Genomic DNA, 15479 nt, shown 5'->3' on the forward strand with positions numbered 1-15479 from the left:
ATGCAAACGAAACTCAGATGGGACCCGAAAGTCCTTGAACCGATCTATAAGGAATTGTACTCCCTGGCCATGAAGGATAAGAAGGACTACATTCCCTTGATGTATAACGTAACCAACTCGACCAAGGATAGAGAGTCCTATGCTGGCGCTGGCGGCGAGGGCTTGATGGAAGAATGGGGCCATTCGAACAACCAGGTATTTTATGAAGACATCGATGAGTTGTGGGAGAAGGTTGTCAAGAACCGTAAGTTCTCTGATGGTCGTATTATCGAACGAGACTTTATCGATGATCTGAAGCTAACCGAAATTAAGCGCCGGATCACATCCCTTGCCGATGCCGTATATAAGACACAGCAGCTCCAAGCGGTCGAGTTCCTTAACAACGCCTTTGTTGCTAAAGGTCCAAACTGGCGCGGGCGGACGGACTCATATATTGGTCCGGACGGTAAACCACTGGTGTCCGATGCGCATCCATACAGCCCGAAAAATAGTAAGGACGTGCAATCCAATAAAGGAGACCAACCTCTTACGATTGACTCCTGGGATGAAACGGCTGTGGCTATGCAGGAATGGGTAGACGACAAAGGGAACCCGATGGCTGTTATTCCTGATACCTTGATTGTTGCTCCGTACAATGCGCGTGCCGCTTTCAAGATTGCTGGCCTTCCAGACAAAGAATTGCCATCGTATGAGCCTGGTAGCAATCACTTTGACGCGAATATGTATCAAGGTCATATCAAAGTTATCGTTAATCCGTTCATCAATCCTTCGAAGCGTAAAAACTGGTTCGCTGCAGATTCCGCAAGATTGAAGGAGTTCAATATCTGGCAATGGCGTCGTAAGGTTGATAACGGCACAATGACCGACTTTGATACTGAGGTGTCCAAGCATAAAGCAATCGGCAGATGGGGGTATGGTTTTATCAACTACTCCTTCATTTACGGTCACGAAGTACAATAATCCGACGGCGGGGGCATAGGAGCTCCCGCCTTTATTTTTACCAATAGATAAAAACAAGTGAAAGGTGATGAACCATGAATCCCAACATTGTTGATCATATCGGTAGTAAGGTAACTGTCTGGACGAAAGACGGTAATGCTGCAGAGAATCGTACACTGCATACAGTTGATGAGTTCGGTGTGGTGATATCCAATTACCGGGGGAAGCAGACCTTCATCCCGTGGATCCAGGTGAAGTATATCGATTATCCGGAACTTACAAGTGGTGATGCTTGTGTACAGGGATGAACTGGATGCGTTGAATGGCATCTATTCCGAACAGAAGCGAACCAATGAAATATTGGAGCAATTACTCGAACGGCTGAACGAGCCGGAATTTAATCAGAATAGAACGAATGATTTACTGGAGCAACTGCTTAACCAGCTGAACAAGCAGGAATCTAATAACCGAGGTGATAATCATGCCGATACCAAACACGAGAATGCCTGATTTCTATCAAGTCATCCCTGCTGTAGATGCGCCGAATCTGCCTCACGGAAGGTACCCAAGTTATATCGTGTTCCTGGACGCCGATGGGGATCCGATCGACATCGGAGGCGGCGGAGGACCTGTGACGGTAGCCTGGGCAGATGTGTCTGGAAAGCCTTCTACCTTCCCGCCAACGATCGGTACGACGGCCAGCACAGCAGCTGCCGGAAACCATACCCATGCGGTGGCCAATATCACCGGGCTGCAAACGGCACTGGATGCCAAATTGACAGGTTCAAAAGCTCCAGCGCAAGCGAACAGCACTGCAACGGATGTGGCCGGACTTGTAGCAGATTTCAATGCTCTGCTGGCCAAGCTGCGCACTGCAGGTGTAATTACAACGTAGTGGCCACAATCTATATGAGGAGTGGTGAGGTATGCTGCTAAAAGATGTGGTAGAGGAGATTGCCGAAAAGGCTCCTAATTTCCTCTCTCCCGCCGCCATTGTCCGGAAGGTAACTCAGGTCAGGGATCGATTAATCCGGCAGCCAGGCGGTGCACAGCAGCAATCTGATACGGTGTGCACCGGCATTGATATCAAGGCAGGTCAAGCACAATACGTTCTACCGTGCCCTATGGGTAATGTTGTGGATGTAGACATCATGTGGGACGGAGAGTGGCGCAGGATCCCCCTTCGGCAATTTCATCAGCGGTCAATAAAGCCTTATTACTATTTCCAGGCAGGGGTGTTGGGACTGGTCCCGACTCCAGAAGAGGATTACGTGATGGGGTTAAAAATATTCCATATTCCAGTACTTCCTGAACTGAGATTAACGGATATGCACGAGCCTACTGGATTCGATCCGGATTACGATATGGTTCTGGTGTATGGTGTCTTGCGAGAGATCACCAGTGGTAGAGATGCGCAGGAGTATGACGCTAAGTATCAGCAGCTCCTGAGTGACTACCAATCAGCTAATTCAGGCTGGGAGCGTTATTCGATAAATGAAAGATGGTGAGACCATGAGAAGTAGATTCCCTTGGCGTGACACAAGTGAAGATATAGCGGATCAGGCTCATCCCCAATGGGAAACGCCTGGAGGTGCACAGCAAAAAGCAGACAAGGCTGAACAGAATGCGAAGGAGTATTCCGATGCTAAGTTATCAGCACATGTTGGTACGGGAGGGTCTGCACATGCCTTGGCGACACCCAACGGTCCTGCTGGATTTATTTCTGGGACTGACCAGGCAAAGATAAATGGAATCGAGTCCGGTGCAGAAGTGAATCAGAATGCTTTCTCGATGATCAACGGCATAGGGGCGTCTACTAAGGAAGATGCCGTTGATATCGAAGGTGGAGTCGGGATCACGATCACTCCGGATCCAGTGAGTAAAAAAGTAAGGGTTACAGCTACCGGAACGGCTACGCCTGGATTGCACGGAACTGAACACACAGGAAACGGAAGCGATCCGATTCCCGTGGCAACAGAGACCGTAAGTGGTCTGATGAGCCCTGCTGACAAACAGGCCATCGCAGATATTACTGCACAGTTGGCGGAAAAAGCGAACCAAACAAGCTTAGACGAAACTAATTTGATCATAGCTGCGAAGAGCTTATCGGCAGTAATGGATCTCATGACAAAGGGGCAGCCAACTAAGATTGTTTGTTATGGAGACAGCATTACATTTGGATATAAGGTCGGTACAGGAGTACAAGTCGCGAATCCGTATCCGGCAGAACTACAGTCCAAGTTAAGACTTATATACGGGAATAACAATATTAACGTCGTTAATAAAGGGCATACGGGATGGAGATCGCCCGAGGCAATAGCAAATGTTCAGGAGGTTCTTGCTGAATCCCCACACGTTGCGGTTGTAATGTTTGGTATTAACGATTGCAAAGGTAGCAGTCTCGGAACGGTTGTTCCTGTCTATACTTTCAAAGAAAATATGAAAAGCGTGATTACAGCGTTAAAAGAAGCCGGTATTTGTGTTGTTCTTTGTTCGACGACTCCATACCTTACTAGTGCAACTGAAAGCAAAAAGATTAAGCCATACAACCAGGCATTAAAAGCTATCGCATTAGAGTTTAACCTGGAATTCGTAGACTTGGAAAAGGAAGTCGCCACTGTATATCAAGAAAGATTTGTTTCAGACATAAACCTATTACCGGATGGGGTACATTTTGGAGATGGGTATTACGCGTACTTGTCACACATTATATTGAAAAAGTTTTGGATTTTCCCTGACGCTTCATCTGGAGTTACTATACCTGCTGTCTCATCCCCATTTGTAGTCACTGATACGACCGTTATTTATACTGATGCTGGACAATTTTACGGTCGGAATATAATATTGCGCGGCACCGGTGGGGTTGCTGATGGGTCTTATATACGTTTTCCTTTCTTCTGTTCGAAAAAGGGATTGAAATTGTACATTCTACATCCGAAATCTTCGAGCGGCACTGTAATAAGTGTTCGATTAAACGGTGCGGTCGTCGCGACCCTGGACTCTTACAATGCGACATTTGTATATGATGTTGAGACACTTATATCGGATAGCCTTGGATTCGGGTTATACGTTCTAGAACTTCTTCGTACAGATTCAACCACACCCGGGGCAGGAGGGACTTATAATAACTTTGTTTCAGCGTTTGTTTTTAAGACATAAATATTACATCTCTTTAATCTTGGAAATAATCAGGGTATAATAACGGTAATAATTTTTTGAGGTGAATGTCTTGGGTATTGTTATGAGATTAAAGAATTTTTACAAATATTTATATGGAACTGAAAATTATTCCTTGAAAGAAGACGAAAAAATATGTGAGAATTGTGCGGGAACCGGGCATGAAGATATTTTTCATGACTGTGAGAAATGTGCCGGGACCGGAGTAGTGAGAAAAGGTTAAATGCACAATATCTAGTCACAGTTGGACGGAACTGTACATTAAGTAAACTTGTAACGGATGTGTAATTTGGTGTGAAAGGAGATCTGCCATGAACATCGGTGAAATCGTTGCCCAAGCAGACTTACTTGTCCCTAACGAAGTAGCTATTTCGGATAAAGTTCTTCATCTCAATGCGATAAATCAGGATTTCTTTAATGTCGTCAAGGTCCCCAAGATAGCCCGATTCGACTGTGTCGCTGCACAGAATGAGTATGTTCTTCCTACCGATGTGAGGCAAAAGAATATCGACAAGGTCCTGACTGGGTTGTACCAATATCAAAGTCTCGATCGAGAAGATGTCACACCAACTCAAAACGCATATACCTTCGATGACCAATCTCATACGCTTTCTTTGTTCCCTGCACCCTACACGGATCTGCAGGGATTTTTGCGATATCGCCGTATCGGAACCACGGTTTTTATCGCGAGTAATTTGGACGCCGTTCCAGACGCCCCTGAAGAATACCATTGGACTTATATACCGGCTTTGGCTGCCTATCTGGCGCACACACAAGATGATAGCGTGAAGGCAGCCAATTATGAAAGTCAGTATAAGGCTGCGTGGAATGTGGCAGCGCAGAATTATCAAGCGGGTGATTCGGAATGAAACCAGTTCAATATAATCAACCGAACTATCAAGCTCTACCGGGATTGTCGCAACCAATCACTATTCGAGATTTTAAGGGCTTGAATTCGTTTGATGCGTTATCTATCCCGGATAACTTTTTCACCGATATGGAGAATATGACAAGTGATGATTACCCGGCTGTTTCGACGAGACCGGGTTATTCTATTCTCGGAGGATTCGGATCAATGGTTCTCGGTATGGGGGTATGGAAAGATCGAGAGCTGCATGCAGTATTCAACGATGGGACCTGGAGACGCTGGAACGGGTCATCCTGGGCGACACTGGCAAGTGGTCTAAATACATGGGCCGATTGGTCTTTTACTAACTTCCAAGGGAACAACCTTTCGGATGTGAACTTAATCGGCTGCAATGGCGTGGATCCGGTGAAGAAGTATGACGGCAGTACTGTGTCAAATTTGAGCGGAGCTCCTTCCAACGGTAAGTACATGACTACCTACCAGAACCGGCTTTGGTGCGCTGTGGATAATGAGCTTTGGGCCTGTGCATTGGACCAACCGGATAGATGGGATAAGTTCACTGGGAATAAGGATGATAGCTACCGGCGACAAATGGAGTCCACCCGCGGCGAGCAAATCAATATGCTGACAGGGAGCTTGACCAAACTGACGATCGGCATGCCGAACAGTCTTCATGAATTATACGGGGCGCTTCCTGAAGACTTCACAACCAAGTTGATTACCGAAGATATGGGGGTATCCAACCATAAGAGCGCCATTACCCAAGAAGGGTTTATGCGCTTCATGCACAAGGTCGGGATATTCGAATATGGTGGCGGCGTACTGCCGAATAAATCCTTTTCGGATATCATTGGGAAATTCGTGACAGGGGTCACGGATATGAGTGTCGCAGGTTCGGATGGTACGAAGTTATATTTCAACCTCTCACCAGATAGAATGTTGGTCTACGATCCGAGGCCTGGCGTACAAGCGTGGAGTATCTGGAGGGGCATTCATGCGATGCAGTTTACGTCCATGCAGAACAAACTATACATTGGAGATGCTTACGGACGCATTCTACTTTTAGAGGGCTCAACAGATGTAGGGAGCGCTATTCGATGGTCGGCTACAACGAAGCCCTTCAACGGCGGGTCCATCGCTCAGAAGATGCGCTGGTATAAACTTTGGATGGTCGTAGAGTTGACCGGGAGCATGGATATCCATCTCTCTCCTTCAATTAGCGGAGAGGATTGGACGCTGGTTCAGTCGATTTCCGGCAACAGTTCGCCACAAGTACGAAGAGTAATCATACCGGTATCCAAATTCGCACGTGAAAATTGGATCCGCGTAAGATTCTCCGGTACCGGCTGGGCTAGGATACATGAGTTTACAAGACAAACGCGGCAGCTGCCGTTATACTAGGAGGTTGATAGCGTGTCAATTTGGAGCGATACTCCTCGGATCAGTGGACCACCAGATACCCAAGACATTGGTGTGATACTCGGGTATGTCAAAGACTTGGCCAACACTGTTGCTAAGATGGCGAAGGATTTGGAGTTCCTTGTGAACGGCAATCTGGACGCCAACAACATCCGGGCTAACAGCATAGAGACAAAGAATCTAAAAGCTAATTCAATTACGGCAGAAAAGATTCAAGTTGGCGCAGTTACGGCGGATAAGATTACAGTGAATGAGCTGTCAGCGATCTCCGCGAATCTTGGCCATATCGTGGCTGGTCTTATCGAGTCCGTAGAAATATTCGGCTCATATATTGCCACCAGTTATGGTTCCTTTCCTTTTGTGGAAATGAGCAATACGGAAAATATGATAGGGGCGTATAAGAGCAGAGATAGTTTCATTCAGGTGTACAGTCCTGTTGAGAGACTTTCGCCCGTTGTAAGGTTTAGTACAAATGGAGTAGACTCTTATATCTTCTACGATCCTTCAGACAATAGATTTTCATTTACGAGTAATTATGCAGACATAAATGTATCAACCAACGGGACGATTGAGCTATATGCGCCTCAAGTTAGAGTGATAGATTGGAGCTCATTGATTAACAATACAACTGGAAGATCCTTAGCCGAAGATTTGAATTTATAGCGTCTTCCTGATTATTCCTGCTATAATGACTGCAAAAGCATGAAAGGGTCGATAGCAATGAAAAAATTCGTGGCTGGTTTAATAGTCGGGGCAGCAATCATGGTCTCTGCACAAGCGTTTGGTGCTAGCATCAACTACCAAGGTAAAAAAGTAGATGGCCAAATGAATGTTAAAGTGGACGGTGCAGTTATAGGTCAAGCGGTTATCATTCAAGGGAAGAGTTTTGCCCCTGTAAGAGAAATAACCGAAGGACTCGGAGGAAAAGTCGTATCAACAACCGGAGGTGTTATTTCATTGGGCGCAAATGAAGATACGGCATCTGATAAACTTAGTACCAGTAGTACTGCTGAGATTAATGTAAAAATAGCGGATCAGAAGGCAGTTGTGGACCGTGTGTCCAATATGGTCGAATCGTTGCAGATAAAAGTCGATAATTTAATCGCTCAAGGGATTGAGCCTTCAACCCAAAAAATTGAGTTGAATTTGATGAGTAAGGAACTAGAGAAGCAAGTACAAAAGCTTGCTGATCTGGAAAGACTACTAGAAGAAGCCGAATAAGAAGTCTTTCAATAGCCCCTAAATAATGGTATAGTATAATTCAAAACCTTTGATAGGTGGTAAATATATGCAAGAGAAGAGAATTCTCAAATACATTGACACTGAAAGTAAGGACTATGTTCGTGCTTATGCCAATACAACCCTGACAACTGTGAGTCCTTATAATGAGGTAGTTATCGATTTTTGTGAAGAGACTTTGATGCCCTACACATTAAAAGAGAGATATCTTGACTCAAGAAACGATCTTAATGTCGTATTCAGCCATGGGGAACATGAAATATTGGTTGAACGGGAAAAGAAATTCTCAGTAACTATGAATCAAAGCCAAGCACTAAAGCTCGCTAAATGGATATTTGAGAACTGTCGGGAGGACGGTGACAGATAAATGACAAGCGATAACGCAGTAAAAGACTACGCTGCTCATAATGGTCCATCAGTTGAGGAGTGGGAGGTTATAGGAGCTAGAGCCAGAGTAACTTTGCACACCGAGATCTCATCTATCAGCAACCATGGCAATTTCATCATAAAGAACGACGAGAAGGATCTGATGAGTTTAGATCTTATGGAATTAACCAATACTGACTCGCATAATGATAATGTGGGTGGTGAGGTTGAAATGATGGATCTGATTGGGGAAAAACTCTGTAATCTTCCAAATGCTAAAGAAGTCTATTGTTATCCTGCTGGTAATGATCATGTCTTTTTGGTTGTCTTCGAGGAAGATAGAGATGACTTGAGCAATTTAATTGCAGAGGTGCAACTGGATTTGCTTGATGCATATCCTGATGAGTACTTTGAGATCCGTTATTCAATCTTAAACCGCTTTTCAGTGGACTCGCTCCCTAAAAATGCAAAGCAAATTTTAGAAAGGGCGTAAGTTCCATGCCGGATTGTAAGCAGCATCAGGATAAATCTACATCCAATCTTGAGGTAGCAACGGCCTTAATCACTCTAGATAAAGTACCGAATGATTGGATCGTAACTCTTTACTTTTACACAGCGCTTCACTTGGTCGAGAAGAAGTTGGCGGACAAAGCGATTCACTCTGAAACGCATTCAATTCGATTTAGAAATATTCGCCAACATCTAAGAACTATTTTTATCGAGTATCAGGCACTTTATAACGAGAGCTTAGAGGCTCGTTATAATTGCACTGAGATGACCCCGGGTAAAGTTAATAACGCTAAACAGAACCTGGATAGTATTACCCAAAAATTATCTAGTTAAAAACGGGAGTCCCTTTGGACTCTCTTTCTATTTATGGGCTCTCAATCGAGGGTCCTTTTCTTATGTGAAGAAATGGAGGTGTGTTATGGCAACCTATGATTATGGCATCAGGCAAGGGCTGAACAGCAAAGGCGTGGATAATGGCAGGATCGGCTACTCCAATGGATACGTTACGGTAGACGGCAAAAACTTCATGCAAGCTGATTACAACAACAAGGGTACGGCTTTAACGAATCAGCAGAACTTCAAAAACGCCTGGAACAGCTTCAGCCCAGCAGGAAACATGAATATGCAAAAGACAACTAGTCCGTTTGTTCAGGCAGCTAGTAACGTTAAGAGCAACCCGCAGCCCACCAATACGCCTAAGCCATACACCAGCCCGACAGAAAGCACTCTGAACCGAATGAATGATTTCATCAATAACAACAGCGGCTTTCAGTTTAAAGCACCGGACCCCTTTGAATATAATCCGCAATCGGATCCGGCGTACCTCTCTCAGCTCGCGGAAGCCAAGAGAAATATAGCGGATCAACAAGTGGACACAAACGCTGTACTCCGGGCACAGGGGCAAGGGAAATCTTCTTATAGTGAGTTAGTCCAGCAGCAGATCGGTGATAAGACACTGGCCAGCTTAGCGGATACACTTGTCCCGCAGCTTATGAACCAGGCATATCAGCGTTATAACGATGATGCTAACCGGTCGCTACAGGTCCAGCAAATGAATTACGGCACCCAGCAGGATACACTAGCTAACCTTGGAAACTTGTACGGCTTGCAGCATCAGGAGTACTTCCAGAACCCGATTGAGGAAGCTCAGCTGACTGGCAACTACCTTCCGAATGAAGCGAAGCAGGCGATCAGTAATCTTCTGGACCTGAAACGCCAAGCGGAAACCAAAGGGATATCGCGTGAAGATCGAGCAGCGCTCAGTCAACAAGCTGACGGGATCCGATCACAGCTTCAGGCACTTGGTATAGACCCTAGCTTCTACGGGGCTGATGTGAACTCTAAACAGGCTAGCCAGAATAATCCGGCATTGCGGACTCTACAAGGGCAACAGATGGATATGCAACGTCAATCCGCAAATTGGGACGCAGCTCGAGGCGTATGGGACGCAACAGGGCGACTGGTCAGTCCGCAGTCCGACTGGTCAGGACTCATCCGACAGGCTCAGAATGGCAACACCCCATTGACTATGGCGGCCCAGCAACAGGCATTCAACAATAATTTGACGATAGAGGAATTCGCTTACCAGAAGGCAAGGGATTCGATCAGCGATCAGCAATGGCGGGCGAAGTTTGATGAGGATGTTCGTCAGTTCGGCTTGAACTACGCGATGGCCGAGCTGCAGGAGCAGAACCAACAGGCCTACCGCGAAGCACAAATTGGCCTGAGCCAAGATGATAGCTCACGGGCTTGGGCTCAGCTCGATTATGAAATGTCTAACCCATCTGGTGAGACTGCTTCTGGTGGATTGTCCGCTAACCAGGTGTTGCAAAGCATGAAGAGTCTGTATACAGATCCGGTTTATACTACGGATGAGTTTGGCAATCAAACGAAATCAGGTTCACAGATCACGAAGGACCAGACAAAACGTGAGCAGATGTTCCTGAATGTCGTTGACTCAGGACTGAGTGATGCAGAGACTAATCAAATCTTGAATTCGCTCGGCATGACCAAGTCTGAGATCGACAAATTTATGAAAAAGTATGGGGCTTCGTCGGGAAACTGAGTAGCCCCACCACCGCATCAAATGGTGTTGGGGCCTACAAGAATTACTTTAAAGCCGAACGAGATGCCAAAGCCAACCCGAAAAACTACAACACGGCCAGTACTTCAATCAGTAGAGCGATTCAAGACCTTGGCCTGCCTAGCAGCTGGCTGCAGCCCACACTTGAGCTCGTGGCCAGAGAGTCCAGCTTTAACCCAGCAGCGAAGAATTCAAAGTCTTCTGCAGCTGGGTTATTTCAATTCCTTAACTCGACCCGGAAAAACTATGGAGGCAGCAGCGTGAACTGGGAGGATCCATATCAGCAATCGCTTAAAGGCCTGCAATACATTAAAGATAGATACGGTAATCCGGTAAAAGCTCTTGAGCATTGGGATAAAAAGAAATGGTATTAAGGCGGTGGGATGATGGCAAGTCAATTCGATATGATACGTAACCGCAGGAAGCAAGGCGAGGAGGCTAAGCAGCGTGTATTGGATCGTGTGTATTCTCCAAGGCCAGAGGCCCAGGAATCTTCGACTTCCGTATTCGATGCTATTCGCAATCGATCCCTGGAACCTGAAATCACGATGCCCACACCTGACTTCAAACCGTCCGATTTTAACCCTTTAAACTCTTCCCTAATGAAGGGGGTATCGGGAGACAAGGCGGCACAAAAGACCTGGGAGCAGAACAGCGGTATCAAGTTTAAGCCTGTGCAGGGGCCGCCGGCTCCCGCTCCTTTGTCGGAGTATGAGAAGGGGCTCCAGGAGATTCAGGCTAAACGCCCTGATGGGTTCCTTGGGAACCTATACGACATTTCTGTTAAACCTTTTGCCAAGGCTAACAACTGGTTATGGTACGGAAATGATGCAGGTAACTTTGTTACTCGCGCTGTTGGTACGGGAGCAGAAACGGTTCTCGGATCCCCATCTGCGAGACCAGGAACAACCGGCAATAAGACGGCTGATAAGATCGCTGATATTGCCGGCACGATCGGCGGCTTTGCTGGTCTTGCTTTTAACCCAGCGGCTGCCGGCGTAAAAGGGCAGGGTCTAGTAACCGGACCGCTTGAAGTTGCGCGTAAAGCCCTGAATACGAATGTTGGCCAAAAGGCACAGCGGGCCTTGTCGGGTGGGATTAACTCCGTAGCTCCGCGCATGTCCGTGCCTACAGCAGACCGGTTGGCAAGAACCGGACTTGAAGGGGCAATGACTGGAGGGCTTGGTGGCGTGGCTGCTGGTCTGGTACAAGGTCAGGACAGTAATCAGGAGATTGCACGAAATGCCCTGCTTGGCGTTGGGCTTGGTGCGGCAGGGGATATGGCATTGGGCTCCCTATCAAAGCTATTCAAGAAGAACGGTATTCCAGAGAAGGAAGTTGCCGAGATTCTTGCACTTCCGGAGCCTAGATCGCAAACACGAATGAGGGAAGCGGCAGCGCGGGCACAGAATACTTATGGGGCGGATCCGATCGTAAATCCGTATTCATTCGAATTGCCAGAGGCGTCTCCTGGTCTAAGAGCCCAAGCAGCTAACGCCAAAGCTGGAAGAGCTGAAGTAAGGCAGATTAACCAAACCCTTAATGAGCTGGAGAGTCAGTATGAGCAGCGTGTTATTGAGGAGTATAAATTTCTCAAGGAATCCCGAGACTCGCGAAAAGGTGTAGAGCAGGGCAACTTGCAGAGAGATGCCGCAGGCGATGTGGTCGGGAGATCAGGTCGAATATCTAATAATCCCCTTTGGTATCAGGAGTTTTATAAAGTGAATGGCCGGGCACCGAGCAATAAGGATTTATATCAACTGGCCAGAGATCGCGTAGATAACGGCTTTCAGGATGAAAGTGGTTTTGTCCCATCCTGGAGACAAGAGGTCGGATACGATGATCAATTACAAGCGTATCAGGGTGTTAGGGATAATCTTCAGGGGAGTATCAGGGAGATGGATCCTGCACTGAATGTAACCGATGAGCCAATCGTGACCCAGCGCTTAAAGGATTTACGTCGGGAAGGTAGCTCGCCTATACCGAGAAAAACTGCACAGAAAACAGCAGCTATGGCGGATACAGGCTCTGCCGATTCTTTGGACATCCCGGAATTCTTACTGCGAAGACCTGCGGCGAAACGATCTAGCACGCCTGTAGATCCCTTGCCGGTTACGTCTGATCCAAACGCGGATCCGATTCTACGTCCTGGCCAGTTCGAAGAAAATAATGGTCTTGGGATATCTGCCTTTGGAAAAACAAATCCTTATGATTCCCTCAGTAATGATACTCGGTCCCAGCTGGTTACTCGTCTGGAACGTGAACCGGTCAGCTTTGCAGGAGCAGCTGACCGGCTATATACGAATCTGGTGGACGATCTCCACCCTTTGAATCAGTTCGATAAGATGGTGGAGGTTGTTTTGGATAAACCGTTGACTGCTGCCGAGAGCACTCATAAACGGGCACTGGCTACCCGTGGGGCAGATATGACTGCTCGTCAAATTGTAACGGACGCCTTGGTGGACAGTGAAGGTAAGGTTGTTGGTGAGTCATTGAAAGAGATTCTTTCAGGTTTACCGAAGACGGTCCGTGGGGGTGTGAGCAGCACCACAAAATCTCAGATTCGGAAAGTAAGCAAGTCGATCTATGTGGACTTCGAAGATTATCTGATTAATAAGCATGCTATTACCCGTGATGATCGGGGCGAAGTGGTTTTTGACAAAAAACTAAACTGGACTCCTGAATACGGTACCCAAAAGGTTGAGGAATACGAGAAGCTATTTCCAGAGTTTAAGGAGACTGCAGAGAAGTTATATGCCTTTAACAAGCAAATGGTGAACAGCTGGCTCGTTGATACGGGGATTATATCACCTGAGCAAGCCAAAGCTTGGTTCGATGCGAATCCGTATTATGTTCCCAATAAGCGTTACTTCTCTCCTTTGGAAAAGCGAAGTGGAGGAACAAGTCGAGCAAAAAAAGGATTCGGCAATCAATCGGTACCGGTCAAGAAGTATGAGAAGACGGGGTCCCAGCGGAAGATCATTTCACCGATTGAAGCGATTATTGAGAATGTGGATGCCTTTGTGAAGACGGCTAAGCGTAATCAGGTGATGCAGCAGGCGGTCAAGCATATTGAGAAAGATCCTGAAGCATTCGCTGATTTTCTGGAGATCGTCAAACAACCTGAACGGCTGGATGATCTAACTAAGCTGTCTATGGATGGCGATGGGTTGGATGAGGTGCTAGCCCGGTTCTCGGATGATTTTGATAAGGCTATGCGTAAAACCACACTGGACAAGGACAATATCGTACGAGTATTGATTGATGGTGAGCAGACACACTTGAAGGTAAATGATCCACAGCTGCTGGATGCCATTACTGCCCTTGGCCCTAAAGCAGGCAATCTTGTGATGGATGCCATCGGCTGGGTGACAAACAAGATGAAGACGTTGACGACCGGAGCAAACCCCGTGTTTAGTTTGACGCGAAACCTTTTCCGGGATATTCCCCACGCCTACATTGCTTCTAAAACAACCAATAACCCTGTGCGGTTTGTTGCTGATATGGCGGACGCGGCGTTTCAGATTATGAAAGACGGAGAGTTGTACAAACAATATAAACGGATTGGCGGCGGGCATTCCTCTTCGATCGCGGCAAATCGGAATCTGCTGGCACAAAGTAAGCGATCGGTCCTGCCAAAAAGCTTACTCCAGGATTTAGGCCCCAGATTGTTTTATGGCCTAGAGAATGCCATGAATGCGGTGGAATCCGCTCCTCGCTTGGCTGAGTTTAAACGTGCATCCAAAAGTGGGTTATCTGACGATCTGAGAAGCGCCTTATTTGAAGCACAGGACCTTACCGTCAATTTTAAGCGGCGAGGGAAAATGATCACGGAGCTCGATAAGATATTCCCTTATATGAACGCTGCCATACAGGGGATTGATCAGATAGTCCGGTTGTACAAGAACAATCCTAGGAAGGCGATAACAAAAGCTTTCCTAGCTCTAACCATTCCGGGAGCGGTGATGTATGCTGTGAACCACGATGATCCAAATTACCAGAAGATGAGCAACCGTGTGAAAGATAATTTTCTTTTGATTCCGAGAGGTGACGGAACGTTCATTCGAATTGCCAAGCCAAAGGAACTCGGCACGCTGTTCATGGATCTACCAGAACGCCTGATGCGCAAGTTTGCCGAAGAGGATCCTGCGGCATTCCGCGACTTTGCCGACCAACTTCGAACAAACTTCGTTCCGCCTGGAATCTCAGGGGCTCTTAAAGAAGGGGGATTCACTGACCGGATGCTTGGAGCAATGGGTGACACCATCCTCGGACCGATTGCAGATCTAGCAGCCAATCAAACATTCTCAGGTGCTCCGATTGTTCCGGGGTATCTTGAAAGGCTATCTCCAGGCTTACAGGCGGATACAAAAACCACCGATATTGCCCGATGGATTGGGGATAAAACTTACGGGACGCCATTTGAGCAAAGTCCTAAAAAGTTGGATTACCTCGTGAAGCAGTATACCGGGGTGTTGGGGCAACTTGGGCAGCCGTTGTTATCACCAGGCGGGGATATTGGAAGCACATTAACCCAACAGGTAACAGCAGATCCCGTATACAGCAATGACATCTCCACTGAATTTTATCGCTATAAGGAGAAACTGGACCAGGCTTACACTGATCGGGATCTGCGCGAAGTGCCAGAATGGTACAGTGACCCGCTCCGGAAAGAGATGGGTAGAATCAGTAAGAGTATGTCAGAAGTTCGCAAAGAGATCCGAGCTGTTCAGGAGGATAAGAACTTGGGCAACAAAGCGAAACGCGATAAGCTGCGAGAGCTTCAAGAGCGCATCAATAGCCTGGCCGAGAGAGGGAATGAGTTTGCTCGTGGGAAGGTTCCTTATTAATCTGCGAGGAGGTGTTGTCGTATGATCT

Annotated in this window: 16 protein-coding genes; all 16 read left to right on the forward strand. The window is 46.9% G+C overall.

Going from position 1 to position 15479, the window contains the following annotated elements; all coding sequences use genetic code 11:
- The 16 genes from PAEVO_RS01935 (at position 1) to PAEVO_RS02010 (ending at position 15451) form a co-directional block, all read left to right on the forward strand.
- The gene (locus PAEVO_RS01935; protein WP_133120293.1) at positions 1-960 is read left to right on the forward strand and encodes a Mu-like prophage major head subunit gpT family protein; all 960 of its coding nucleotides are present in this window, start codon (positions 1-3) and stop codon (positions 958-960) included.
- A gap of 74 nt (positions 961-1034) precedes the next feature.
- On the forward strand, positions 1035-1247 hold the full coding sequence (locus PAEVO_RS01940; protein WP_100536044.1) for a hypothetical protein: 213 nt from the start codon (positions 1035-1037) through the stop codon (positions 1245-1247).
- The gene (locus PAEVO_RS01945; protein ID WP_100536045.1) at positions 1234-1449 is read left to right on the forward strand and encodes a type I restriction-modification enzyme R subunit C-terminal domain-containing protein; all 216 of its coding nucleotides are present in this window, start codon (positions 1234-1236) and stop codon (positions 1447-1449) included. The genes PAEVO_RS01940 and PAEVO_RS01945 overlap by 14 nt, the downstream gene beginning before the upstream one ends.
- Positions 1421-1834 carry a head fiber protein gene (locus PAEVO_RS33410; protein ID WP_133120295.1) on the forward strand — a complete coding sequence of 138 codons (414 nt, stop codon included), beginning with the start codon at positions 1421-1423 and terminating at the stop codon, positions 1832-1834. Before PAEVO_RS01945 ends, PAEVO_RS33410 begins: the two co-directional genes overlap by 29 nt.
- A 31-nt stretch (positions 1835-1865) precedes the next feature.
- Positions 1866-2447 (forward strand): phage adaptor protein, encoded by a 582-nt coding sequence (locus PAEVO_RS01955; RefSeq protein WP_100536046.1) that lies wholly within the window; start codon positions 1866-1868, stop codon positions 2445-2447.
- The gene (locus PAEVO_RS01960) at positions 2434-4098 is read left to right on the forward strand and encodes an SGNH/GDSL hydrolase family protein (protein ID WP_100536047.1); all 1665 of its coding nucleotides are present in this window, start codon (positions 2434-2436) and stop codon (positions 4096-4098) included. The genes PAEVO_RS01955 and PAEVO_RS01960 overlap by 14 nt, the downstream gene beginning before the upstream one ends.
- A gap of 329 nt (positions 4099-4427) precedes the next feature.
- Positions 4428-4985: a phage adaptor protein gene (locus tag PAEVO_RS01965; protein WP_100536048.1), complete on the forward strand. Its 558-nt coding sequence runs from the start codon at positions 4428-4430 to the stop codon at positions 4983-4985.
- An 80-nt stretch (positions 4986-5065) separates the two neighbouring features.
- The gene (locus PAEVO_RS01970; RefSeq protein WP_243390610.1) at positions 5066-6385 is read left to right on the forward strand and encodes a hypothetical protein; all 1320 of its coding nucleotides are present in this window, start codon (positions 5066-5068) and stop codon (positions 6383-6385) included.
- 12 nt (positions 6386-6397) lie between these two features.
- Complete coding sequence (locus PAEVO_RS01975) at positions 6398-7066, forward strand: hypothetical protein (protein ID WP_100536050.1); 669 nt, start codon at positions 6398-6400, stop codon at positions 7064-7066.
- 57 nt (positions 7067-7123) lie between these two features.
- Positions 7124-7624: a hypothetical protein gene (locus PAEVO_RS01980; RefSeq protein WP_100536051.1), complete on the forward strand. Its 501-nt coding sequence runs from the start codon at positions 7124-7126 to the stop codon at positions 7622-7624.
- 67 nt (positions 7625-7691) lie between these two features.
- Positions 7692-8009: a hypothetical protein gene (locus tag PAEVO_RS01985; RefSeq protein ID WP_100536052.1), complete on the forward strand. Its 318-nt coding sequence runs from the start codon at positions 7692-7694 to the stop codon at positions 8007-8009.
- Positions 8010-8501: a hypothetical protein gene (locus PAEVO_RS01990; protein WP_100536053.1), complete on the forward strand. Its 492-nt coding sequence runs from the start codon at positions 8010-8012 to the stop codon at positions 8499-8501. It abuts the gene before it with no gap.
- A 5-nt stretch (positions 8502-8506) separates the two neighbouring features.
- Positions 8507-8851 carry a hypothetical protein gene (locus PAEVO_RS01995; RefSeq protein WP_100536054.1) on the forward strand — a complete coding sequence of 115 codons (345 nt, stop codon included), beginning with the start codon at positions 8507-8509 and terminating at the stop codon, positions 8849-8851.
- Between the two features lie 85 nt (positions 8852-8936).
- Positions 8937-10583, forward strand: a complete 1647-nt coding sequence (locus PAEVO_RS02000) for a hypothetical protein (protein ID WP_100536055.1) — start codon at positions 8937-8939, stop codon at positions 10581-10583.
- 170 nt (positions 10584-10753) lie between these two features.
- Positions 10754-10975 (forward strand): aggregation-promoting factor C-terminal-like domain-containing protein, encoded by a 222-nt coding sequence (locus PAEVO_RS33650; RefSeq protein WP_165789604.1) that lies wholly within the window; start codon positions 10754-10756, stop codon positions 10973-10975.
- 12 nt (positions 10976-10987) lie between these two features.
- Complete coding sequence (locus tag PAEVO_RS02010; protein WP_100536057.1) at positions 10988-15451, forward strand: LPD38 domain-containing protein; 4464 nt, start codon at positions 10988-10990, stop codon at positions 15449-15451.
- Positions 15452-15479 lie beyond the last annotated feature (28 nt).

The organism is Paenibacillus sp. GM2FR, from assembly GCF_002803325.1.
GTDB lineage: Bacteria > Bacillota > Bacilli > Paenibacillales > Paenibacillaceae > Paenibacillus_AQ > Paenibacillus_AQ lautus.

Bases quoted from the DNA above. Each gene is read 5' to 3' on its own strand.
- PAEVO_RS01935 (WP_133120293.1), top strand. From the start codon at position 1: ATGCAAACGAAACTCAGATGGGACCCGAAAGTCCTTGAACCGATCTAT.
- PAEVO_RS01940 (WP_100536044.1), top strand. From the start codon at position 1,035: ATGAATCCCAACATTGTTGATCATATCGGTAGTAAGGTAACTGTCTGG.
- PAEVO_RS33410 (WP_133120295.1), top strand. From the start codon at position 1,421: ATGCCGATACCAAACACGAGAATGCCTGATTTCTATCAAGTCATCCCT.
- PAEVO_RS01955 (WP_100536046.1), top strand. From the start codon at position 1,866: ATGCTGCTAAAAGATGTGGTAGAGGAGATTGCCGAAAAGGCTCCTAAT.
- PAEVO_RS01960 (WP_100536047.1), top strand. From the start codon at position 2,434: ATGAAAGATGGTGAGACCATGAGAAGTAGATTCCCTTGGCGTGACACA.
- PAEVO_RS01965 (WP_100536048.1), top strand. From the start codon at position 4,428: ATGAACATCGGTGAAATCGTTGCCCAAGCAGACTTACTTGTCCCTAAC.
- PAEVO_RS01980 (WP_100536051.1), top strand. From the start codon at position 7,124: ATGAAAAAATTCGTGGCTGGTTTAATAGTCGGGGCAGCAATCATGGTC.
- PAEVO_RS01985 (WP_100536052.1), top strand. From the start codon at position 7,692: ATGCAAGAGAAGAGAATTCTCAAATACATTGACACTGAAAGTAAGGAC.
- PAEVO_RS01990 (WP_100536053.1), top strand. From the start codon at position 8,010: ATGACAAGCGATAACGCAGTAAAAGACTACGCTGCTCATAATGGTCCA.
- PAEVO_RS01995 (WP_100536054.1), top strand. From the start codon at position 8,507: ATGCCGGATTGTAAGCAGCATCAGGATAAATCTACATCCAATCTTGAG.
- PAEVO_RS02000 (WP_100536055.1), top strand. From the start codon at position 8,937: ATGGCAACCTATGATTATGGCATCAGGCAAGGGCTGAACAGCAAAGGC.
- PAEVO_RS02010 (WP_100536057.1), top strand. From the start codon at position 10,988: ATGGCAAGTCAATTCGATATGATACGTAACCGCAGGAAGCAAGGCGAG.